This window comes from Gordonia sp. CNJ-863 (assembly GCF_001942325.1).
Taxonomy (GTDB): Bacteria; Actinomycetota; Actinomycetes; order Mycobacteriales; family Mycobacteriaceae; genus Gordonia; species Gordonia alkanivorans.
Genome location: NZ_MKKG01000044.1, coordinates 148,108 through 170,464, shown reverse-complemented (window position 1 = coordinate 170,464; position 22,357 = coordinate 148,108). Strand labels below are relative to the sequence as shown.

The following is a 22,357-nucleotide window of genomic DNA, read 5'->3' as shown; positions in this document are numbered from 1 at the left end:
GTCGAGTTGAGGTTCGCCGGTGGGCTGTGGACATAGATCTGAAGGCCGCGACCTGCCGAACTAGGGTGGCGACCGAACATCTATGGTGGTCTGCGGCATCAAAAGGGGGATTTGTGTCGGACTTGGTTGTTGACCCGTCAGCGCTCGACACCGCAGCGTCGGATGTCTCGAACTGCGCGTCGCGACTGATGGCGCTCGAGCTGTCCTCGTATGCGGGCTTGGAGGGGACGTCTTCGACGTTCAGCGAACTGGCCGGCAACTTCAAAGGCGCGACCGCCGACATGTCAGTGGTGGCCGCCACCGCAGACGAGCACATCGCCACATCCCTGGCTAACCTGTCCGGCGCAGTCGCCGCGTTCTCCGAACTGGTGGTCGACGCCAAGGAGACCACCGTGGCAACGGACGGTCAGAGCGCCGGTCATATCCGAGACGCCGTTCCGTATCCCACGCGTCAGGGTGACCAGAAGAATCACGTCGTCCCACTCAGCATCCTGTTGTCGGTGCAGTAAAACTCATGCCTCCGAGTTATAGCGAGGTGACCTCTTGGAAACCAGAGGTCATGACACAAATCGCGTTCGGCATTGTTCGGCTCCAGGCACACCTGGAGGTCGAAGCGCCGAAGGCAGGCAACCCGGTCCTGAATCTGACAGGCGCGCAATGGCACGGGGAGGCGAGAACGCCGGCCGATAATCGCGCCGCTGGACTCACGAGCTGGATCAGGAACACCGCCGACGAATACGGCGACCTCGCGGCCGCACTGCGGACGGGCGCAGCCGACATCCGCGGCACCATCACCGCGCTCGAGAACCGCACCATCCTCGCAGACGGGGATGGTTACATCCTCGACTGAGGAAGCCGCAGCTACACAGTGAACTTCGATCAGGCGCGCGCGCCTGAAGGTGCAGAGTACGACGCCGGGCTTGCGTACGAGCACCACGCCGCTCTCATCCGCCTCGGAACTGCGGCTGACGACACCGTGACAGCGACCCGGGATGCTATTAATGGCGCACTCGGCGAGATCGGCGCCATAACGCCACCGTCTGTGGCCTCGAACCGAGGACTCATCGACCCCAACCTCGCGGAAAGCGATGCCAAAGCGGTCCGCGATGGCACGGCCACCCCCGAACAACGCGGACGTTTCGAGCGCATGATGGCGCTGACGCCGCAACAGTTGGAGGACCTAAGAGCGGGCAGACTGAGTGGACTGGACCCGTCCCGAATCGAGTACATCAAGACCGCTCTCGGGCTCGAAGGTGATCTATCCGGGCCAGCGGCGACCGCGGCTATCTCCGCCATTCAGCGACGAGGAGAGGACATCGCCGAGGCCTACCGCCGGACGAGGCGGTCAGTCGGTCAAGCGGGAATGGGTCCAGACGACGTCGCACGCATGAACTCTCTCGGCAAGTCGATGGCCAAAGGCTCATTCTTCCTCGGGTTGGGGGTGACGGTTTACGACGAATGGAGCAAGTACGATCGCGACGAGCAAGATGGTGGCGACGCTGTTACCGCCGTGGTCGGAGCGGTCGGCGGCGGAGCGATCGGAGGGGCGGCAGCAGGCGCCGTGGTGGGCTCGTTTGCCGGTCCTGTCGGCACGGCAATCGGAGCCGGAATCGGAGCCGCCATCGGCAGCAAAGCCGGATCCGACGCAATGAAAGTCGTGAAAGGTTGGTTCGATTGATGGCGCGACATGCTGACTCTGGTGACGGCGACCCGAAATCTCTGCCGCCGTGGAAACCTCGGTCTCAAGACAAAAGTCTGCGACGAAGGCTGTCCACCAGCCTGTCCGACAGTACAACCAGTTTCATGTTCTGGACACCCCTGGCGTGCCTGCCGTCCGGCCTCACTTTCTTCTTAGGACTGATGTGTGGAGGTGCGATATCAAACTGATCTGTGAAGGGGCGGCAAACTCGTGATCGCGGCGCCCGAGTACGCAATCGCCAACTTCGCGGCCACGGCCGAACTCCGGGCGACGTCGGCTGAGCTGACTTTCAATCCGCCGCCAGCGTGGTACGACCTCGAGACCTCCGCCGCGCACGGTGCGATGGCAAGTCGCGTGTTATTACGCGCAGAGATGCCGCCAGCAATGTTCGTGTCGAACGTGGTTGTTCAGTACTTCACTCTCGGTGACATCGAACCGGTTCGCCTCTCGGTACTCGATACGTCGCTCGATATCACGGCTCTTCCGCATGCCACGGTCATCGGCCACACCGTCGACCGAGACGGATACTTCTGCACAGACGACGGCGTGTACACCGCACAGGACACTGAGTTGCGCGTTCGCCGCGCGCAACTGGCCTACCGGACCCCAACCGGGCAGTCGGCCCTGACAATTTTCACTGCCACGACTACCGTGTCGGCGGCGGAAACAGTCCAATCAGAGATCAGAGAAATGGAAGACCAGTGGTTGACGACGACAATAAATGGCGACAGCTGAGCACCTACTTCACCGGCAAACTGTCGATGTTCATCACCTACCCGATCCTGACCTTCTGCATCGGAATTCTGCTCGGTTACCTGGCGTCGTCTTGACATACCTCTCGTCCCTCGGCGGTTCGCCGGGGACGTATCGACTCGATGAAGTGGCTTTCATCGAGTTCGACCTGGATGCGATGCCATCGGCAGTATGGCCGCACGGACAGCGCTTCCAGCGGTTCTTGATCGACTCGCCGTAGTATCCGCGCCCCGAGTTCATACCGGCAGTTACCTGGGTTCAGAGCCACGACAGTCGGCTGAAAGAGATTGGCTGACAGATGAAAGAGCATCGAAGCAGTAGGCATCGAGATCCACATCCCCTGCGCCGCCGGCGACCTGCCTCAGACATCAGATCCGAAGCCATTGCTGGCGCCGGCGACTACCTGAAGATCTGCATGGAGTGTCTGCCTTCGTCAGCCACTCTGTTGCTCGGCTTCTTATGTGGCGTTTCGATATGAGGATGGGCGCGAAATGATCGACAATGATCAAACGAATCGGCCTCGCCACCTACCTATAGTCATATGTGGGTGGGATGGGACGTCTTCGCCGTTCGGCGAACTGGCCGGAAACGTCAAGGATTCGACTGCTGGCATATCGGTAGTGGCGGCCACTGCCGACGAGCACTGGGACGTAGTGCCGGATCGAGCCTAGGCAAGATGGTGAAGGATTGGTTTGACTAGTGCGCAATCGCGAATCGGGAAGACATCGGGACAACGGTCCCGCCAAACTCCGACAATCGTTGGCCGAGAGTTATTCCCACTCGTCTACTGTTGTGAAGACACATTTGATGAACAAACTTGTCGTCGCCCCTTCAGGGGTTACATTCTTCCTCGGTCTTCTTCTAGGGATCAACGCATGGGGTTAGACAGGAAAGATCACTGACCGAAGATGATTGCTGCGCTTGAGTACGCGCTCGTGAAGGTCGGACGTGTCGCGACACTCGTTGCTACGACTCCTGACTAGGATTTCCTCGGTCCACCCGCTTTGTACGACTTGGGCGGCCGAGGTCGCGCATGGCGCTAGCGCGAGCCGGTGCTCTGTCGATCCGAAGGGCCCCGCCCCCGTTCGCTGCAAACATCGCCCTTCAAACTTCAGATTCGGCACCGGCGACGCCATGCTGAGTCCGTGACCTACAGTCTGCAAGTCACCGCTCGGCGACCGCACTGATGCGTACCTCGCTCGCCTTGACCACGAGCACGACGTCGAGCCCGGCGACCAACCCCAGATCGGCAACAGCCGCCCAGGTGACCTCGGCGGACACGACCTGATCGCCGACGTCGGTGTTCACCACCGCATGATCACCGCGGGGCACCACGTCGCGGACGATGGCGCGCAGCGTCGTTCGCGGACTGCCGTGCGGCTCTTCGAGATACACGGCGACGGCACGAGGTGAGAACGTCGCCGCGGCCGGCGTTCCTGCACCTAGACCACCAACGGGCACGTCCTCCCCGACCGACCCGACCACCTGACTACCTGACTCCTCGACGACCGTCGAGTCCTCACCGATCTGCCCCATGAACAGATTCAACCCCGACAGCGATGCGGTGAACCTCGCCCCCGGGTTGGTCAGAACCTGTCTTGTAGAGCCGGATTCGACGACCCTCCCCTGTTCCAGCACGACGATGTCCTCCGCAAGCCCGAGGGCGTCGACCGGGTCATGGGTGACCATGATCGTGGTGCGGCCGTGATCGGCGAGCAGACCGCGCAACAGGGCCCGCAATCGACTCGCCACATCGACATCCAGCGCACGAAACGGCTCATCCAACAGCAGTACCCGTGGTTCGGCGGCCATCGCCCGAGCGATGGCGACCCGCTGTGCCTGACCACCGGACAGCTCGTCGGGCTTCCGGTCCGCCAACTCCTCGACCTCGACGGCCGCCAGCCACCGCGTCACCCTTTCCGCCACCTCGGCACGCGTCAACCGCTGCGCCGACGGCGCGAAAGCCACGTTCTCCGCAACCGTCAGATGAGGAAAGAGCCGCGCATCCTGCGATAGCAGCGCCACACCCCGACGATGCGGCGGCACGAACACCCGATCGTCACGAAACACCTCATCGCCCAGACTGATACGCGATCCCCGGTCCCCCGCATCAGCCCCGCGAAGCTCATCGCGACGGGCCATTCAACGACTGACCGGCAGACTTCAGCTCGACCGGCAGACTTCGATCGAGGTCTGTGTGTCGAGTTGAGGTTCGCCGGTCGCCTGTGGACAGAGATCCGAAGGCCGCGACCTCCCGAACTATGGTGGCGACCGCACATCTATCGTGGTTTGCGACATCAAAGGGGGGGATTTGTGTCGGACTTGGTTGTTGACCCATCAGCGCTCGACACCGCGGCGACGCACGTCTCGAACTGCGCGTCGCGACTGATGACGCTCGAGCTGTCCTCGTATGCGGGCCTGGAGGGGACGTCGTCGACGTTCGCCGAACTGGCCGGCACCTTCAAGGGTGCGACCGCTGACATGTCGGTAGTGGCGGCCACTGCCGACGAGCGCATCGCCACCTCCCTTGCCAACCCGTCCGGTGCAGTGGCTGCGTTCTCGGAACTGGTGGTCGACGCCAAGGAAACCACCGTCGCGACGGACGGTCACAGCGCCGGCCGCATCCGGGACGCAGTACCTTATCCCACTCGTCAAGGGGACCAGAAGAACCATGTCGTCCCGCTCAGTGTCCTGTTGTCGGTGCAGTAGAGACTCATGCCTCCGAGTTATGACGAAGTGGCCTCATGGGAGCCCGAGGTCATGGCACAGATAGCGTTCGGCATCGTTCGCCTGCAGGCCCATCTGGAGGTCGAGGCACCGAAGGCGGGCAATCCGGTCCTGAATCTGACGTCCGGGCAATGGCACGGGGAGGCGCGCGGCGCTGCCGACACCCGGGCCGAGGGCGTCACTCGATGGATCCGGAACACCGCCGACGAATACGGCGACCTCGCAGAGGTCCTGCAGACCGGCGCCGCCAACATTCGCAGCGCGATAACCGCATTGGAAAGCCGGACCGCACTCGCCGACAGCAGAGGCTACATCCTCGACCGCGGAAGCCGTGGGTACGCGATCAACTTCGATCCCGCCCGTGCGCCGGATGGTGCCGAGTACGACGCCCGCGAAGCGTTCGAGCACCAGTCCGCGCTGTCAGGCCTCGCCACTGCTGCTGATGACACGGTGACTGCGACGCGGGACGCGATCAGTCGTGCGCTCGGCGAGATCGGCGGCATCACACCCACTTCCGTTGGCAAGAACCGAGGAGCCGTCGACGCCGCGCTCGCAGAAAGCGATGCCAAAGCGGTACGCGATGGCACGGCCACGCCTGAACAACTCGGCCGATTCACACGAATGATGGATGTCACGCCGGAGCAGTTGGCCGAGTTGAAGAAAGGCAACCATGCCGGCATGGATCCCTCACGGGCCAGGTACATCTTGAACGCGATGGGTTATGGCGACATCGATCTGAAGAGTGCTGCCGCGACGGCGGCGTTCGGCGCGATTGAGCGCCGAGGCCAGGACATCGGGTGGGTCTTCGACCAAAAGCAGCGATACGCTGGGACACGTCATTCTCGCTCAGTGTCCGGATTGACCCCCGAAGAAGTGTCTCGGAATTACAAGCTAGGGCGAGCACTGTTCCGTGGTTCCCAGGTCCTCAGCGTTGCTGTCACCGGATGGGACGAGTTCAGCAAGTACCGAGACGGGGACCAAAGCCTCGGCGACGCGTGGCAGTCACCGCAGGATCTGCGGCTGGGGGTGCGATCGGCGGCGCTGCCGCAGGGGCAGTCGTCGGAACGTTCTTCGGGCCAGTTGGGACCGCGATCGGGGCGGGCATCGGCGCTGCCATCGGCAGTATGGCCGGCGCTGACAGCGTTCAAGCAATTATGGATTGATAGGACGGGGAAACCAGATGAACAGACGTCGTACTGACAGGCCGAGGCACAGTTCGAACCGCCTTCCCCTCGACAACGGAGTCGCCGTAACCGATTGGCTGAAGAATGCCTTGGTTTGCGCTCCCACAGGGGTTGCATTCATCGCCGGGCTTTTCTTTGGCGATTTCCTCGCCTCGTAGGTGTCGAGAAGTGATCTCTGCGATCGAGTACGCAATCGTCAACTATGGCGCTACGGCCAAGCTGCACGCTGTGACAGCCGAACTCGAATTCATACCTTCAGTTTTCTGGTACGACATGGATCCAGAAGCCGCGCATCAGGCTTCCGCAAGTCGGGTACTACTCCGCGCCGAGGAGCCGACACCCCCTTTCGTCGCGAACGTCGTGCTCCAGTACTTCAGTTTCGGCGAGGTCCCGCCCATTCCCCTCGGAAGCCTTGACACGACACTGGACTTCACGCCTCTCGATGGCGCTGAGATACTTGGGCACCAAGTACTCGACGACGGGTACCGTTGTGTTGACGATGCGGAGTACACGTCTGGCGGAATCGATCTACGGGTCCGGCGGACTCAATTGTCTTACCAGATGGCTGACTTCGGATCTGCGCTGGCCATCTACACGGCAACGACGACTGTCGCAGCGTGGGGCGACGTAGAACGAGAAATCATCGAGATGGAAGAGCAATGGCAAACCAGAACGACCCGAATCAATTGAACGCAGAAGACAATCGGTGGACAAAGCCGAGTACCTACTTCACTGGCGTGGTCTCGATGTTGCTCACCTATCCAGCACTGGCCTTCCTTGCCGGCCTCATGTTGGCGTACTTCACCGCGTAGTCGGTAAGACCTCCTGTCAGCCCGCATCCGGCAGACGTCAACTCGACTTCCAGACTTCGATCGAAGTCGCGTAGTCGAGTTGAGGTTCGGCAGTCACCGCTCGGCAACCGCACTGATGCGTACCTCGCTCGCCTTGACCACGAGCACGACGTCGAGCCCGGCGACCAACCCCAGATCGGCAACAGCCGCCCAGGTGACCTCGGCGGACACGACCTGATCGCCGACGTCGGTGTTCACCACCGCATGATCACCGCGGGGCACCACGTCGCGGACGATGGCGCGCAGCGTCGTTCGCGGACTGCCGTGCGGCTCTTCGAGATACACGGCGACGGCACGAGGTGAGAACGTCGCCGCGGCCGGCGTTCCTGCACCTAGACCACCAACGGGCACGTCCTCCCCGACCGACCCGACCACCTGACTACCTGACTCCTCGACGACCGTCGAGTCCTCACCGATCTGCCCCATGAACAGATTCAACCCCGACAGCGATGCGGTGAACCTCGCCCCCGGGTTGGTCAGAACCTGTCTTGTAGAGCCGGATTCGACGACCCTCCCCTGTTCCAGCACGACGATGTCCTCCGCAAGCCCGAGGGCGTCGACCGGGTCATGGGTGACCATGATCGTGGTGCGGCCGTGATCGGCGAGCAGACCGCGCAACAGGGCCCGCAATCGACTCGCCACATCGACATCCAGCGCACGAAACGGCTCATCCAACAGCAGTACCCGTGGTTCGGCGGCCATCGCCCGAGCGATGGCGACCCGCTGTGCCTGACCACCGGACAGCTCGTCGGGCTTCCGGTCCGCCAACTCCTCGACCTCGACGGCCGCCAGCCACCGCGTCACCCTTTCCGCCACCTCGGCACGCGTCAACCGCTGCGCCGACGGCGCGAAAGCCACGTTCTCCGCAACCGTCAGATGAGGAAAGAGCCGCGCATCCTGCGATAGCAGCGCCACACCCCGACGATGCGGCGGCACGAACACCCGATCGTCACGAAACACCTCATCGCCCAGACTGATACGCGATCCCCGGTCCCCCCGCAGTAGTCCCGCGATCACCCGCAGCATCGTCGACTTCCCCGCGCCATTCGGTCCGACGACGGCAGTCGTACGGCCTGCGGTGAATCGGTGTTCCACAGTCAGCGGGGGCACCGCCTGGTCGATGGACACCAACAGGTCCTCGCCACTCACAGAACACCTGCCCCGGTCCGGCGTCGTCGTCGGCTGTGCACACCCACCACGACCACCAGCGAGATCGCCACCAGGACAAGCGACAACGGGATCGCGGCCTGCGGGTCGTCGATCGCCGACACGTAGATCGCCAGCGGTGCCGTCTGGGTGACACCGGGAGCGTTGCCCGCGAAGGTGATCGTCGCCCCGAACTCGCCGAGCGCCCGCGCGAACGCCAGGACCACACCGGCGAGCAGCGACGGCGCCACCAGCGGCAGGGTGACCCTCCACAACGTGCGGGTCGGTCCGGCACCCAGAGTCGCCGCGACTTCCTCGTACCGCGTACCCACCACGCGCACAGCACCTTCGACGCTGATCACCAGGAACGGCAGCGCGACGAAGGTCTGCGCCAGCACGACGGCGGTCGTGGTGAACGCGATATCGATACCGGCGTCGTGCAGATGTTCTCCGACGATCCCGAGGCGCCCGAAGGTGTACAACAACGCGAGGCCCCCGACCACCGGGGGGAGCACGAGTGGGAGCAACACCAGTGAGCGCAGCACACGGACGAACGGGCCGTCGTGGCGCGCGAAGATCACCGCCATCGGCACTCCCATGATCAGACACAAGACGGTGCTGAGCGAGGCCGTGATCAGCGAGAGCCGCAGCGCGTCAACCGAAGACGGGGATGTCACCTGCTCGATGAAACCGCCCCACGGCGACCGGAGCAGCAAAGCCAGTGGCGGCACGACGATCAGCGCGACACCGAGTGCGGCGAAACTGTATGTCCACAGCGGCAATCCGGTGGGATCACGAGGGACGCGACCGGGACGGCGCATCGTCACGGCACCCCGAAACCGGCATCACGCAGTATCCGCCGACCGTCCTCGCCGAGCACCAGGTCCCGGAACTGCGAGGCCAGTTCGTGGTCATCGGCGTCGGCGATCACCGCGATCGGATAGTCGTTGACGACCGTCGCGAACGCCGGATCGTTCACGGTGGTCACCTGGTCACCGGCCGCACGGGCGTCGGTCACATACACGACCCCGGCGTCGGCCTGTCCGGTCGCCACCTTGGTGAGCACCGCGCTCACCGACTGCTCCTCCGACACCGCGTCGATCGTGATCCCCGTGCGGCGTACCACGGTGTCGGTGGCGGCGCCGCACGGTTGAGCCACCTGGCAGACGACGGTGGTGATGCCCGGCTTCGTCAGATCGGCCAAGGACCTGACGTTCTTCGGGTTCCCCGGAGCGGTGACGATCACCAGGGTGTTGGTGGCAAAGATCTCGGGATCGACGGCCAGTTCGCCGAGTTTCGACATGTTCCTCTGATCGGCACTCGCGAAGACGTCGGCGGGCGCGCCCTGCCGGATCTGATTGGCGAGCGTCGACGACCCGTCGAAGGACAGGCGGACGTCGACACCGTCGTGCTGTCTCTCGAACTCATCGGCGATCGCGGTGAAGGTCTTCGACAACGACGCCGCGGCGGAGACGTCGAGGACTCGCCCATCCGACCCGTTCGCCGAGCAACCCGCGACGAGCAGCATCCCGACCACCACGAGGGAGATCACGCACCTCGTCATCGATCGGCTCGGCTCGTCTCGACCATCACGTTGGTCGACTTCACGATCGCGGTCGCGACCGACCCCGGCTCCAGCGCCAACTCTCGCGCCGACTGCGCACTCATCAGCGAGGTCACCTCGAACGGCCCGCACTGCATCGTCACCTGCGCCATGACCCCGTCCACCTGAACCTCGGTGACCAGTCCGGTGAACCGATTGCGGGCAGAACGCGCGACAGGCACCCCATCATCGGGCGCGACAGCACGCTCCCGCGCCAGCTCCGCGAGCCGGGCGCCGTCGACCGTCGCGACCGGGCCGTCGTCGGACTGTGCGAGCACCCCGGATGCGATCCACCTGCGGACGGTGTCGTCGCTGACGCCGAGCAGAGTCGCGGCATCCTTGATCCGTATCGCGGTCACGACGTTCACCCTAACCACATCTGCGTGATAGCTCCGGCTACCTATCCGCAGATGCGGAACAACAGCGCCTCTTGACTTCAAGTGAGCTTCAAGTCTTAGCGTTTACCTCACGCCGACCGTCGGAGTTCGGGCCGTCGGACCGATGAGTTCCGTGGGGGGTCACGGTCTGTCATGTCGAGGAACACCGGAGTTCCCCGACGGCCCCTGAGATGTCCCCCATCTACACCCGGAGACACCGGAAAATCGTTCGCCCTTGTCAGACCCCATCGATACCGTGGAGAGTTATGAGCTCAGTCACAGACCCCGCCGCCGCGCCCGGCGCCCTCGCGACGCCCGACGTCGCGATCGAGGCCATCGACCTGGTGAAACGCTTCGGCGATTTCACCGCGGTCGACGGCGTCAGCTTCACGGTCCCGCGCGGGTCCGTACTCGGCCTGCTCGGTCCCAACGGCGCCGGCAAGACCACCACTGTCCGCATGATGACCACCCTGTCACCACCGACGAGCGGGACCGCCCGGATCGCCGGTTACGACGTCCTCGAACAGCCCGGCCTGGTCCGGCAGAACATGGGCCTCACCGGCCAGGCGCGACCGTCGACGAGATCCTCACCGGTCGCGAGAACCTGCGCATGATCGGCGGCCTCTACGGCATCGGTCGCAAGACCCTGACCCGTCGCTCCGACGAACTCCTGGAGCAGTTCTCCCTCACCGAGGCCGGCAACAAACCCGTCAAGTCGTACTCCGGAGGTATGCGCCGCCGACTCGACCTCGCCGTCAGCCTCCTGGCCGCCCCGCCCGTGCTGTTCCTCGACGAGCCGACCACCGGCCTCGACCCGCGGAGCCGCTCGGAACTGTGGGATGTCCTGCGTGACCTGGTCGCCGACGGGACCACGCTCCTGCTGACGACCCAGTACCTCGAAGAGGCCGACCAGCTCGCCGACGACATCGTCGTCATCGACAAGGGCCGGATCATCGCCCACGGCACGCCGCTGCAGCTCAAGGAACAGGCCGGTTCGGCCAGCCTCGTGCTGACCGTGTCCCGGGGCGAGGATCTTCCGGCGGCCGAGGCGCTGCTGCGCAAGAACGGTGCCGAGGTCTTCGTCGACGTCCCCGCTCGCCGGCTCACCACCGCCTCCGGCGGCCTCGGAGACCTCCCCCGCGTCGCCGCCTGGTTCGACGAAAGCGGTATCGCCGTCGACGATTTCGGACTCGCGCGCCCGAGCCTCGACGACGTCTTCCTGTCCCTGACCGGCCACCGCGCCGAGGACACCACCAACACCACCGACGAGGAGATCGCCTGATGACCACCACTGCTGAGAAAGACGCGGTGGTCGCGAACACATCGCGCATCCATCCGACCACCCTCTGGCAACAGTCCTGGATCATGGTCAAACGCAACATGATCCACACCAGACGTATGCCGGAGATGCTTTCCGACGTCACGATCCAGCCGATCATGTTCGTCGTGTTGTTCGCGTACGTGTTCGGTGCGTCGATCCAGACCGACAGCGCTTCCTACAAGGAATTCCTGCTGCCGGGCATCATGGGCCAGACCATCGTGTTCACCGCGTTCATCGTGGCGTCGGGAATCACGGCCGATCTCGAGAAGGGCATCATCGACCGGTTCCGGTCGCTACCCATCCGGCGATCGTCGGTGCTGATCGGCCGGAGCATCGCGAGTGTCATGCACAGTTCCATCGGCATCGTGGTGATGTCGTTGACCGGTCTCGCGATCGGCTGGCGCATCCGCGGGTCGTTCATCGACGCCGTTCTCGCGTACTGCCTGCTACTCCTGTTCGGCTTCGCGATGATCTGGTTCGGCATTCTCATCGGGTCATGGCTGCGAACCGTGGAAGCGGTGAACGGCTTCATGTTCTCGACGCTGTTCCCGATCACGTTCCTGTCGAACGCCTTCGTCCCGACCGACCCGATGCCCACCTGGCTGCGGACGATCGCCGAATGGAATCCGATGTCATCGCTCGTCCAGGCGTTGCGTGTGCTGTGGGGCAACGGTCCGGAGTTCGGTCCGGGTTCGGCGCTGCCGCTACAGCATCCGGTGATCTCGACCATCATCTGGGCGGTCGCGCTGACCCTGGTCTTCGCACCGTTCGCCCTACGCGCCTACAACAAGCGGACCATCGACTGAGCCGCTAGGACATCGAGGGGACTACAGCGGCCCGTTCAGGCAGTCAGAGTGATCGCTTGCAGCGGGTCGCTGTAGATCGCGTCCAGGGAGACCGCGCCGGCCGCCTGCTGCTGCACCGTGGCTCCCGAATGCGACACTCGCACATCACGCTTGGCGACGATCGAGGTCTCCCGAACCGCGCGTGCCACCGTCGGAAGACTGGTCGGGTAGTCGGTGAACGCCTGACCGCCGAGGATGATGTGGTCCGGGTTGAAGATGTCGGCGATCAGACCGACCGTGCGGCCCAGCACCTCGGCGCGCTCTTCGAAGAGGGCGCGCGCGGTCGCGTCACCCGCACGGGCCAGGCCGTGCAGACCTTCGACGTCGGTCACCGAAAGACCCAGCGCCCGAGCGGCTTCGACGATCCCGGTGTCGCTCACCGCGGGCTCGAGTCGACCCGTGCGGTGCGGATCGAGCAGCGTGGTGGCGCCGGTCGGGAAGTGTCCGATGACCGGAGGTCCCGCGGTCGGGGTGTGGACGGTGCCGCCGACGCTGAAGGCGATGCCCAGCATCTCGCGGGCGTAGAAGTACAGGAAGCTCGACTGCTCGTCGACGGGGTTGAGGACCAGCTCGGCGGCTGCCATCGCCTCGACGTGCGAGGCGACGGACACCGGCAGGCCCACGGCCTCGGCGATCACCCGGCCGACGGGCGCACCTTCCCATCCGAGACGGGGGTGATCGACGATGCCGCCATCGGCGACACGCCCACCGAGCGCCACGCCGACCCAGAGCACGCGCTTCCCGGTCCACCGCTCGGCGAATCGACGAGCGCTCACGCCGATCGCGGCGAGGGTCTCCTCGGGGGTGTCGGCCTCCGGCGTCGGGATCTGGATGGCACCGACCACGCGGTGGAGCAGATCGTGGGTGGTGATCGAGGTGACCTTGTATCCGATGTGGATACCGAGGGTGAGGAACTCGGCGAGGTTGACCTCGAAGGGCAGACGCGGACGACCGATGGCTCCCGACGGGGCCAGGTCGGCGCGTTCGCGGATCAGACCAGCCTTCAGCAGAGCGCTGACCTGGCGGTTGACCGTCGAGATACTCAGACCGGTGCGCTCGGCGGCATCATCGCGGAAGAGGGGGCCGGCCAAGCGAGCGGCCCGGAGGACGAGCGCGGCCGGCTTGTTCGAGAGCTCGAGGCGCGGCGTCGAGACGTGCACCCGCTGATCCCCCTTCTTCACGCCGCGTCGGTCCGCGGTCGATCCCGGGAGCCGGGGCGACGGCACCGACGAAGGTACGGATGACAACGGTACGGGTTGGCGGTTGACCTGCGGTCCGCGGCGCACCGGCCGCGATGCAGGTCGCCGGGTCAGCGGAGTGGGCGCGGTACGCAGGGTACGGCCGGAGATCTCAGGAAGAATTGCAGTCATGATCGTCCTCGTCGAAAACCCCGCGCTCAGAGGGCGGGGCAGGGTGGCTGAAGTGCTCGGAAAAGAGACTTGGAGCGACACCCCGGACGAGGCGTCGGCTCAGCGCATTCGACGACAACAACAGAGAACGCGAGCGAGCGGCAGACGGCAGCCCAGAGCGGTGGTCACATAGGTGACCTCCGACAGGTTGCGGTCGACACTCGTCATGTCGATCAAGTTAGCAACGCCGACGCCGCGGCGGCAAGCCCGTTCCTCCAGGTGACGGAGTTTTCGATACCCACGCGACTACGCGTTCACCGGCGAGTTCAGGCACGTCCGCGACGTCGTACCCGGGTTGCACCCTCTGTGGTTCCACACCGACACCCTGCGGCTACCCGACCTGCGGCCCATCGCCGAGCGGACCGAGGTCGGTTGTTCCACCGAGTCGAGTGTGTCGGTGATCGACGGTAAATTGTGAGCATGACCACAACCGCGGGCGAGTCCGTCTCCGACGCCGAGTTCCTCGAGATCGCCGAACCGTTCCGTCGCGAGATCATCGCCCACTGCTACCGCATGATGGGCTCCCACCACGACGCGGAGGACCTCGCCCAGGAGACCTTCCTGCGCGCATGGCGCGGCTATGCCAAGTTCGACCACCGTTCCTCGGTGCGGACCTGGCTGCACAAGATCGCGACCAACACCTGCCTCACCGCGCTGCAGAGTTCTCAGCGTCGCCCACTTCCGTCCGGGCTCGGGGGCGACGCCTTCGATCCCACCGACGACCTGCTCCAGAACCATGAGGTGCCATGGCTGGAGCCGTACGCCGGCACCGTCGACGAGATCACCCCCGGTGACGCCGCCGACCCCGCCTTCGTCGTCGGCGCACGGGAATCGGTCCGGCTGGCGTTCATCGCCGCCCTCCAGCACATACCGGAACGACAACGCGCGGTGCTGATCCTGCGTGACGTGCTGCAGTGGCGGGCGGCCGAGGTCGCCGACACCATCGGCGTCACCACCGCGACCGTCAACAGTCTCCTGCAGCGCGCCCGCGAGCAGCTCAAGACCGCACGACCCCAGGCGGAGTCGGCGAGTGCGGACTCGTCGGTCCTCGACGACGACGCCAAACGGGAGCTGCTCGCCCGGTACGTGTCGGCCTTCGAGCGCTACGACGTCGATGCGATCGCCGAGATGTTCACCGACAAGGCCATCTGGGAGATGCCGCCATTCACCGGTTGGTACCAGGGCCCGGAGGCCATCGGAACCCTCATCCGCAAGAACTGCCCCGCGGAGAAGGCCGGCGACCAGATCCTGCTGCCCACGGTCGCCAACGGACAGCCCGCGTTCGGTCTGTACATGCGCGAACCCGACGGCGTCCATCGGCCGTTCCAGCTCCAGGTCCTCGACATCGATGCGCAGGCGAAGAAGGTCGGTTACGTGGTGGCGTTCTTCAGCGACACCATGGAAGAGGATTTCGCCAGGTTCGGGCTACCCGCCACTCCGTACGACGCACCCGCACGAACTGCGCCGAGCCCCTGGCACTGACGTCGACGCCGGTCAATCCTCGGAGTTCTGCGGCAGTTGAGAGGGGTCCATCCAGACCACCTCCCAGGCGTGACCGTCCGGATCGCAGAAGCTGTGGCAGTACATGAACCCGAAGTCCTCGGGTTCACGAAGCGGTGTGCCCCCGGCGGTCAGTGCCGTGCCGACGAGGCGGTCGGCGTGCTCTCGACTGTCGGCGGAGAACGAGACGAGAGCCTCTCGCCCCCGCGCGGGGTCGGCGATGCTCATGGCCGCGAACCCTTCGAAGCGTCGGCGCTGCATCAGGATCACCATCGCGGTGTCGTTGATCGGCATGCACACCGTGGCCGGATCGCAGAACATCTCGTCGAACCGGAAGCCCAGCGCGCCGAAGAACCGTCGTGACCGCGCGACGTCGGCGACCGGCAGATTGACGAAGAGCATCGGTGCCACAGGCGGCCTCCAGTCGAGATCGGGTCTCTCGGCCCCACCGCCCGAGCGCGTGCGAATCGCCGGCCGGGAGGGGGCCTCACCCAATACAGACCAGCCCCCGCAAACGAATTCATCGCCATCGAATAATGTTCACTCATGGGCGTCATCTATCTTGTGCGGCACGGTCAGGCTAATGCGTTGGCGTACGGCGTATCCGACGCCACCGACGACCTCCGGAACGGACCCGGCGGACTCACCGCCACCGGCGATACCCAGGCCGCGCTCTCCGGGTCGTTCCTTGCCGGCCAGGTGGAGCGGTTCACCGCAGCAGTCAGCGGCGACCTCGTTCGGCAGAGCCAGACACTGAACGGCGTGCTCGGTAGGTTCGAATCCCGCCCCGACGCCAACGTCGACGCGGGTTGGAACGAGTACTCGCTGCCCGCACTGGTGGGGCACGCCTCGCCCGAGATGTACCACGACAACCGTGCCTACCAGCAGCAGCTCGACAAGGGTTTGGCGGGATGGATCGCCGCCGGCGATCACGAGCCGGATCCGGGTCCCGACGGCGGTCCCGCCGAGAGTTACCCCCAGTTCAAGGCACGCGTGCACGACGCCGCGGCGCGGGCAGCCGAGGTGGCGGGTTCCGGCCAGACCGTTCTCGTGGTGTCCTCCGCGGGGACCATCACCCAGTGGATCGCCCAGTTGTGGGGAATCCCCGACGAGAACTGGCCGGCGATGGCGCGCACCATGGTCAATGCGTCGATCACCAAGCTCATCGTGGGCCGCCAGGGCGTCTCCGTCGTGTCGTTCAACGAACACGGACACCTCTCCGACCGCGAGGGCGGGGTCTCGACCGTGCGCTGAGGCCTACGGCCGCGCAACAGTAGACGAACGCAAGCGAGGAGCCGCGTCGAACCACCCCCGTCGCAGGGAGATTCGACGCGGCTCCTCGCCTGTGTTGAAGCTCGTTACGCCCGATGCAGATTCGTGCCCGGACGCGTGAGCACCACGTTCGGGAGCACCGCGTACCGCGACAGCTGCGTGATCGAGTGTGCGACAACAGCAACGTCTGCGGCCGTGATCATCTCGTCGGCCGGGATGCGGTCCTTGAGCCAGTCGGTCATGTCGGTGTTGACGTAGCCCGGCGCGATCGTCGTCGCGCTGACGCCGTTCTCCGACTCCTCGAGGTTGAACGTCTCGCACAGTGAGATCAGCGCAGCCTTGGTCGCACCATAGGCGGAGAGTTCGGGCTCCGGGTAGACACCGGTGATCGATGCCACCGCGATGACTTTCGCAGCACCTGAAGTTTCCGCGGTTGCCCGCAGCGTCGGGAGTGCCGCCTGCAGCAGGATGTACGGTGCCCGCACGTTGACCTCGTAGAGACGGTCGAAACGCTTGACCGGCATCTCCGCCACCGCGCCCTTGGACCCCATGCCCGCGTTGATGATCAACGCGTCGCAGCGCCCGAAGGCGTCGGCGTGCGCGGCACCGAGCGCGGTGATCGCGTCGGTGTCGGTCATGTCGGCCGGGACGACCTCGACCCGACCTGCGCCGTGCTCGCGGAGCTCGGCCGCCTTCTTCTCCAACGTTTCCCGACCTCGGGCACTGATCGTCAGGTCCCAGCCGTCGGCCGCGAACTTCTCGGCGATGGCCGCCCCGATTCCCCGGGATGCGCCGGTGACCAACGCGGCCCGGGTGTTCGACACTTCACTCATGCACTTGTCCCCGTATCTCTGTCTGCCCGGAATCGAGCTCAGCTGATGTGACGCAGACCGTCTGCGATGAAGGCTGCGGTGGCCTCGCCCGCACGCTCGGCACCGTCGCCCGCCGACGCACCCGAGAGCGCGCGGTAGGTGATGCCCTCGGCGATCACACCGAGTTTCAGATTGGCGAGCCCGAGGTAGAAGTCCCAGTCACCGAGGTCGGAACCGGTTGCGGTGGCGTACTTCTGCGCGATCTCGTCCACGGAGGCATAGCGATCGCTGGTCCACGCCGCGGAGAAGCCGAGCACCTGGTCGAAGGCCCCGGTCCGGTAGACACACATCAGCGCCACGTCGGTGAGCGGGTCACCGAGGGTGGACATCTCCCAGTCCACGACGGCGGCGATGCGCGCCGGATCGTTCGCGTCGACGATGGTGTTGTCGACGCGGAAGTCGCCGTGCACCACCGATTCCCGCGCCTGCTCCGGCACCCGCGCCGACAGCGCTTCGACGAGTCGCTCGACATCGGGCAACTCGCGCGTCTTCACGTGACCCCATTGCCGGGCCCACAGCTTCACCTGTCGGGCAGCGAATCCGGCCGGACGACCGAACTCACCGAGGCCGACCGCCTGGTAATCGACGGCATGGAGGTCGGCGAGAGTCCGGACGAGTCCGTCGAGGTTGGCGGCCACGTCGTCATCGGAGTAGGCGGCGAGATCCTCCGCGGTGCGCACCACACGTCCGTCGACGAACTCGACGACGGTGCAGGGCGCCCCGACGATCGAACCGTCGGCGTCGAAGGCGACGGTGCGTGCGACCGGCACCGAGGTCGACTGCAGCGCACTGGTGACCGCCCACTCGCGGTTCATGTCATGGGCAGACGGGGTGAGGCCACCGGTCGGCGGACGACGCGCGACCCATCTGGTCTGGCCGTCGGTGACGGTGTAGGTCAGGTTCGACTTGCCGCCGCTGATGAGGTCGATCGAGAGGTCACCGGCGAGTTCGACGCCGTTGTCGGCGAGGAGCCGACGGAGCTTGTCGGCCTCGAGAGCTGATTCGACACCGGTCATTTCGCACCCGCCGCAGCCTGTGCCTTCTTCGCGCGGCCGACAGCGCGGCGAGCGATGGCCCACCGATGGACCTCGGACGGGCCGTCGTAGACGCGGAACGGGCGGAGTTCCTGCGACAGTCGCGCGATCGGCAGGTCGGCGGAGACACCGAGTCCGCCGCACATCTGGATGCTGCGATCGGCGATCCGCGAATACGCCTCACCGGCAAAAGTCTTGGCGATCGACGTCTCGTCGGAGGCGTGGTTGCCCAGGTCCAGTTCGTGACATGCCTTGAGCAGCAACGCCCGCGAGGCGGCCAGGTCGATCTCGTTGTCGGCGATCATCTGCTGGATCATGCCGAGGTCACCGAGTCGGCCACCGAATCCCTCACGGCGCGAGACGTAGTCGACGGCGACGTCGTGACAGCGCTTGGCGGCGCCGAGCCAGCGCATGACGTGGGTCATGCGGGCCGGGCCGAGGCGGACCTGCGCGTAGCGGTAGCCCTCGTCGACCTCGCCCAGGATGTCCTCGTCGGGGACGAAGACGTCGTCGAACGTGACCTCGCAGTGTCCGCCGATCATCGCCTTGTCGATGGTGTTGATGTGACGGCCGACGGTGATTCCCGCGGTGCCGGCCGGAGCCAGGAACATCGTGGCGCCGCCGCGATCACCCGGCGACCCCGCGGTGCGGGCCATGATGATGAAGAAGCCCGCACCCTCGGCACCGGTGATGAAGTGCTTCTCGCCGTTGATCTTCCAGCCGCCGTCGACGCGGACCGCCTGCGTGCGCAGCGCATTGGGGTCCGAGCCCGCGCCCGGTGCCGGTTCGGTCATCGCGAAGGCCGAACGAACCTCACCCGTGGCGAGCGGGGCCAGGTACTTGTGGCGCTGTTCCTCGCTGGCGATGCGCTCGAGCATGTGGATGTTGCCCTCGTCGGGTGCACCGATGTGCAGCGCGACGGGGCCGAAGGTGGAGTAGCCGGCTGCCTCGAAAACCGGTGCGCGATCGGCCATGTCGAGTCCGTGTCCGCCGAACTCGACCGGTGCGTGCGGCGCGAAGATGCCCTCCGCCTTGGCCTTTGCGTTCATCTCGCGACGGAGGTCGTCGCCGCCGGCCGCGGTGATGTCGCCACCGTTCGCGTCCTCGAGCGGCAACACGTAGTCGCGGACGAAGCGTTCGGTCTTCTCGACCAGCTCGACCACCGCGGGATCGTGGCGCAGGTCTATGGGCATCGTGACTCCTTTGGCTGGACCGACGGGAAACTCACCCCGACGCCGACCGAGCGATCGTTCGGCCGTCCATACCTTGCCAGGCGATGCGATCCCGGTCAAGGCTGACCGGGTGAAATCCGTGCCCTCAGTTGGTGCGGTAACCGACGAGGGCGCGGGCGAGCTGGAGGTTCCGGGAGATCAGCTCGTCCGGCCCCAGCAGACCGTCGAGCTTGAACCAGGTCGAGACCCCGACACACATCGTCGCCACCGCCCGGGCCGCATCCTTCGGATACTCGGTGGTGAAGTCGCCCGCCTCCACGCCGGCGAAGACGATCTCGTCGACCATCCGCTGTTGACGGTCGCGGTGACCGATGTACTTCGGCCGGTAGTCGTCGTCGAGACTCCGAATCTCCGTGGACCCGACGAAGGCCTGTTCGCGGCGGTACATGTGGAACCGCAGCAGGGATTCGACGACCGCGTCGAACTGCTTCACCGGTTCCGGGCCGGCCTCGAGGATCGCCGCCTCCGAACGGGCCAGCAGGTCGGTCATCGTGCGCTCGAGCAGGCCCTGCAACAGGGACTGCTTCGACGGGTAGTGGTGGTACAGCCCGGGCACCGAGAGGTTGGCCCGCGCGGCGATCTCACGCACCGACGTGCCGTGGTAGCCCTGCTCGGCGAACGCCTCGAGGGCTGCGGCCAACGGGATCGGGAGCTCGGGCTCGCCGTAGTCACGCCAGGCGCCGAGAGGTTGCTTCGCCGGTCGTACGTCGGTTTCGCCGGTTCCGCTGCTCATGGGATCGACCATATCTGCCCGTGGAGCACTACTCACCATCGGCGCTGCCGTGGGACAGGCTCTTCTCCAGGATCTCCGCCGGGGACACGAGCAACGCGACGCTGAGGTCGACGACGTCGGACTGGGAGAGCTCGACGTCTCCCTCGAGCCACGCCGCGAGCAGTCGGCTCAGCCCACCGACCTGGTAGTGCGCCACGCCGGTGGCCTGGGCGGGGCCGACATGAACGTCGAGGATCGACGAGGTGCTCTGCAGTGTCAGACCGGCGAAGAGGGCGGTGGACTCCATCCGCTTCGCGGCGATCACCGGGCTCAGCAGTGCCTGTGAGAACAGCAGTCGGCCTTTGCGTCGATCCCGGTCGATGAGGTCGACGATGGCGGCAACCGCTCCCGACACTTTGGAGCGCATGGTCGCGCCCTCGGAGAACGCCGCCAGACCCGAGTGGGTGATCTCCTCGATGACCTCGTCGTACACCACACCGACGAGCTGATCGACCGACTCGAAGCTCTCGTAGAAATACCGTGCGGTCAGCCCGGCCCGCCGGCAGACGCCGCGCACCGTGACTGCCTCCGCGTCATCGGCTCCGAGCAGGTCGAGGGCTGCGTCGATCAGCGATGCGCGGCGTCGCGCGACCCGGGTATCGCCACCCTCGCCGCCGTATGCGCGAAGGGAAGCAGCCGAATCCGACGCAGCCGCATCAGACCCGGTTTCCGGGGTCGAAGGTCCTCTTCCCATGGTTCCTATCTTGACACCCCGGTAAGTTCATGTTTTATAAACGGGAAACAAACGTTTCCTAAATCGACCAGGAGGGGTGTTCGATGGCAACGGAGCCTATCACCAGTGGAAGTTCGGCCCTGTCGCCGCAAACGCCGGGGGACGTGACGCCGGAGATCGCGGACTTCCTCGCGGCGGAGAAGCCAGACACCGAGTTCCTCCCGTCGACCGCACGCATGTCCCGCGCCGAGCTCGACGCGCTGCCCTCCGCGCAGGATCTCGACCCCCTGGGCATCGGCGTCATCGCCGGCGCGGCGAACGTCATCATGCAGCTGAGCCTGCCCGCGGTCGGTTACGGCGTCTACGAGAGCCGCGTCGATTCGGGCAACCTGTTCAAGCATCCACTCAAGCGGGGTCGCACCACGCTGAGCTACCTCGCGGTTGCGGGTCTGGGCAGCGCCAAGGACCGCAAGGCCTACCGCAAGGCGATCGGCAAGGCCCACGCGCAGGTCCGCTCGACCGCCGACAGCCCGGTGAAGTACAACGCCTTCGACCCGAAACTACAGCTCTGGGTCGCGGCCTGCCTGTACCGCGGGACCGAGGACGTCCACCGGATCTTCGGCGGGGTGACCGAGGTGACCGACGAGTTCTACCAGGCCGGCGCCGTGCTGGGTACCACGCTGCAGGTGCCGCGGGAAGCCTGGCCGGCCGACCGCGAGGCCTTCGAGGAGTACTGGAACTCGACCGTCGAGACGCTCGAGATCGACCCGGTCATCCGTGGGTACCTGCTGCAGATCGCCCGTGCCGAGTTCCTGGGTCCGGTCGTCGCCAAGCTGCTGGCTGGTACTTCGAGATCTTGGCGATCGGCTTCCTGCCGGACAACTTCCGCCGCAAGATGGACGTCCGTCTGTCGCCGTGGCAGGAGCTGTTCTTCGCCAAGCACAACGCCGTTCTGCGCGCGATCATCACCCGCGCACCCAAGCCGGTCCGCAGCTTCCCGTTCAACGTCCTGCTCGCCGACGTCCGCTGGCGGATGCGCACCGGTCGGCCCCTGGTCTGAGCCTTCTGTCCCGGTTGGGGGAAGCCC

At 65.5% G+C, this 22,357-nt stretch carries 22 protein-coding genes and 3 pseudogenes; 13 read left to right on the top strand and 12 right to left on the bottom strand.

Going from position 1 to position 22,357, the window contains the following annotated elements:
• The first annotated feature begins 113 nt into the window (after positions 1-113).
• The 5 genes from BJF87_RS19155 to BJF87_RS26925 all read left to right on the top strand — a co-directional run bounded on the left by BJF87_RS19155 (position 114) and on the right by BJF87_RS26925 (position 2,529).
• Positions 114-509 carry a hypothetical protein gene (locus BJF87_RS19155; RefSeq protein WP_006357058.1) on the top strand — a complete coding sequence of 132 codons (396 nt, stop codon included), beginning with the start codon at positions 114-116 and terminating at the stop codon, positions 507-509.
• Between the two features lie 50 nt (positions 510-559).
• On the top strand, positions 560-850 hold the full coding sequence (locus BJF87_RS26930) for a hypothetical protein (RefSeq protein WP_230461855.1): 291 nt from the start codon (positions 560-562) through the stop codon (positions 848-850).
• An 18-nt stretch (positions 851-868) separates the two neighbouring features.
• Positions 869-1,678, top strand: a complete 810-nt coding sequence (locus BJF87_RS19150; protein ID WP_006357056.1) for a hypothetical protein — start codon at positions 869-871, stop codon at positions 1,676-1,678.
• A 231-nt stretch (positions 1,679-1,909) separates the two neighbouring features.
• Positions 1,910-2,434: a hypothetical protein gene (locus BJF87_RS19145; protein ID WP_006357055.1), complete on the top strand. Its 525-nt coding sequence runs from the start codon at positions 1,910-1,912 to the stop codon at positions 2,432-2,434.
• Positions 2,401-2,529, top strand: coding sequence for a hypothetical protein (locus BJF87_RS26925; protein ID WP_262339053.1), 129 nt, complete (start codon positions 2,401-2,403; stop codon positions 2,527-2,529). The genes BJF87_RS19145 and BJF87_RS26925 overlap by 34 nt, the downstream gene beginning before the upstream one ends.
• A gap of 1,087 nt (positions 2,530-3,616) precedes the next feature.
• Here BJF87_RS26925 and BJF87_RS19140 read toward each other — a convergent pair.
• Positions 3,617-4,558 (bottom strand): annotated as a pseudogene (locus BJF87_RS19140) (sulfate/molybdate ABC transporter ATP-binding protein); the annotation flags it as partial.
• A gap of 282 nt (positions 4,559-4,840) precedes the next feature.
• Between BJF87_RS19140 and BJF87_RS19135 the strand changes: the two are divergent.
• From BJF87_RS19135 to BJF87_RS19125, 3 genes are all read left to right on the top strand, one after another.
• Positions 4,841-5,161: a hypothetical protein gene (locus BJF87_RS19135; RefSeq protein WP_230461857.1), complete on the top strand. Its 321-nt coding sequence runs from the start codon at positions 4,841-4,843 to the stop codon at positions 5,159-5,161.
• A 51-nt stretch (positions 5,162-5,212) separates the two neighbouring features.
• Entirely contained in the window at positions 5,213-6,379 is a 1,167-nt protein-coding gene (locus BJF87_RS19130; protein ID WP_262339052.1) for a hypothetical protein, read from the top strand.
• Positions 6,380-6,531: 152 nt separating this feature from the next.
• Positions 6,532-7,053 carry a hypothetical protein gene (locus BJF87_RS19125; protein ID WP_006357959.1) on the top strand — a complete coding sequence of 174 codons (522 nt, stop codon included), beginning with the start codon at positions 6,532-6,534 and terminating at the stop codon, positions 7,051-7,053.
• Positions 7,054-7,268: 215 nt separating this feature from the next.
• On the opposite strand, the gene BJF87_RS19120 is transcribed toward BJF87_RS19125, so the two are convergent.
• From BJF87_RS19120 to BJF87_RS19105, 4 genes are read right to left on the bottom strand one after another with little or no spacing between them, the layout of a single operon-like run.
• Complete coding sequence (locus BJF87_RS19120) at positions 7,269-8,363, bottom strand: sulfate/molybdate ABC transporter ATP-binding protein (RefSeq protein ID WP_035753723.1); 1,095 nt, start codon at positions 8,361-8,363, stop codon at positions 7,269-7,271.
• Positions 8,360-9,181, bottom strand: a complete 822-nt coding sequence (locus BJF87_RS19115) for an ABC transporter permease (RefSeq protein ID WP_085948631.1) — start codon at positions 9,179-9,181, stop codon at positions 8,360-8,362. Before BJF87_RS19115 ends, BJF87_RS19120 begins: the two co-directional genes overlap by 4 nt.
• A gap of 2 nt (positions 9,182-9,183) precedes the next feature.
• Entirely contained in the window at positions 9,184-9,888 is a 705-nt protein-coding gene (gene modA / locus BJF87_RS19110; RefSeq protein ID WP_006357962.1) for a molybdate ABC transporter substrate-binding protein, read from the bottom strand.
• 32 nt (positions 9,889-9,920) lie between these two features.
• Positions 9,921-10,322: a molybdopterin-binding protein gene (locus BJF87_RS19105; RefSeq protein WP_042377121.1), complete on the bottom strand. Its 402-nt coding sequence runs from the start codon at positions 10,320-10,322 to the stop codon at positions 9,921-9,923.
• A 284-nt stretch (positions 10,323-10,606) separates the two neighbouring features.
• Here BJF87_RS19105 and BJF87_RS19100 point away from each other — a divergent pair.
• Positions 10,607-11,622: pseudogene (locus tag BJF87_RS19100) on the top strand (ATP-binding cassette domain-containing protein).
• Positions 11,622-12,467, top strand: a complete 846-nt coding sequence (locus tag BJF87_RS19095) for an ABC transporter permease (protein ID WP_042377106.1) — start codon at positions 11,622-11,624, stop codon at positions 12,465-12,467. Before BJF87_RS19100 ends, BJF87_RS19095 begins: the two are co-directional and overlap by 1 nt.
• Before the next feature lie 35 nt (positions 12,468-12,502).
• On the opposite strand, the gene BJF87_RS19090 is transcribed toward BJF87_RS19095, so the two are convergent.
• Positions 12,503-13,666 (bottom strand): ROK family transcriptional regulator, encoded by a 1,164-nt coding sequence (locus tag BJF87_RS19090; RefSeq protein ID WP_035753835.1) that lies wholly within the window; start codon positions 13,664-13,666, stop codon positions 12,503-12,505.
• A 669-nt stretch (positions 13,667-14,335) separates the two neighbouring features.
• Between BJF87_RS19090 and BJF87_RS19085 the strand changes: the two genes are divergently transcribed.
• Entirely contained in the window at positions 14,336-15,397 is a 1,062-nt protein-coding gene (locus BJF87_RS19085) for a sigma-70 family RNA polymerase sigma factor (RefSeq protein ID WP_006357967.1), read from the top strand.
• A 12-nt stretch (positions 15,398-15,409) separates the two neighbouring features.
• Here BJF87_RS19085 and BJF87_RS19080 read toward each other — a convergent pair whose 3' ends face one another.
• The gene (locus tag BJF87_RS19080) at positions 15,410-15,826 is read right to left on the bottom strand and encodes a VOC family protein (protein WP_006357968.1); all 417 of its coding nucleotides are present in this window, start codon (positions 15,824-15,826) and stop codon (positions 15,410-15,412) included.
• A 135-nt stretch (positions 15,827-15,961) separates the two neighbouring features.
• Between BJF87_RS19080 and BJF87_RS19075 the strand changes: the two genes are divergently transcribed.
• Positions 15,962-16,669: a histidine phosphatase family protein gene (locus BJF87_RS19075; protein WP_006357969.1), complete on the top strand. Its 708-nt coding sequence runs from the start codon at positions 15,962-15,964 to the stop codon at positions 16,667-16,669.
• Positions 16,670-16,773: 104 nt separating this feature from the next.
• On the opposite strand, the gene BJF87_RS19070 is transcribed toward BJF87_RS19075, so the two are convergent.
• From BJF87_RS19070 to BJF87_RS19050, 5 genes are all read right to left on the bottom strand, one after another.
• Positions 16,774-17,520: an SDR family oxidoreductase gene (locus BJF87_RS19070; protein WP_006357970.1), complete on the bottom strand. Its 747-nt coding sequence runs from the start codon at positions 17,518-17,520 to the stop codon at positions 16,774-16,776.
• A gap of 38 nt (positions 17,521-17,558) precedes the next feature.
• Positions 17,559-18,575, bottom strand: coding sequence for a phosphotransferase family protein (locus BJF87_RS19065; RefSeq protein ID WP_006357971.1), 1,017 nt, complete (start codon positions 18,573-18,575; stop codon positions 17,559-17,561).
• Entirely contained in the window at positions 18,572-19,786 is a 1,215-nt protein-coding gene (locus BJF87_RS19060; RefSeq protein ID WP_006357972.1) for an acyl-CoA dehydrogenase family protein, read from the bottom strand. The genes BJF87_RS19065 and BJF87_RS19060 overlap by 4 nt, the downstream gene beginning before the upstream one ends.
• A gap of 124 nt (positions 19,787-19,910) precedes the next feature.
• The gene (locus BJF87_RS19055; protein WP_006357973.1) at positions 19,911-20,558 is read right to left on the bottom strand and encodes a TetR/AcrR family transcriptional regulator; all 648 of its coding nucleotides are present in this window, start codon (positions 20,556-20,558) and stop codon (positions 19,911-19,913) included.
• A gap of 28 nt (positions 20,559-20,586) precedes the next feature.
• A complete protein-coding gene (locus tag BJF87_RS19050) occupies positions 20,587-21,291 on the bottom strand; it encodes a TetR/AcrR family transcriptional regulator (RefSeq protein WP_006357974.1) in 705 nt (234 codons plus the stop codon).
• An 83-nt stretch (positions 21,292-21,374) separates the two neighbouring features.
• Between BJF87_RS19050 and BJF87_RS19045 the strand changes: the two are divergent.
• Positions 21,375-22,330: pseudogene (locus BJF87_RS19045) on the top strand (oxygenase MpaB family protein).
• Positions 22,331-22,357: the final 27 nt, after the last annotated feature.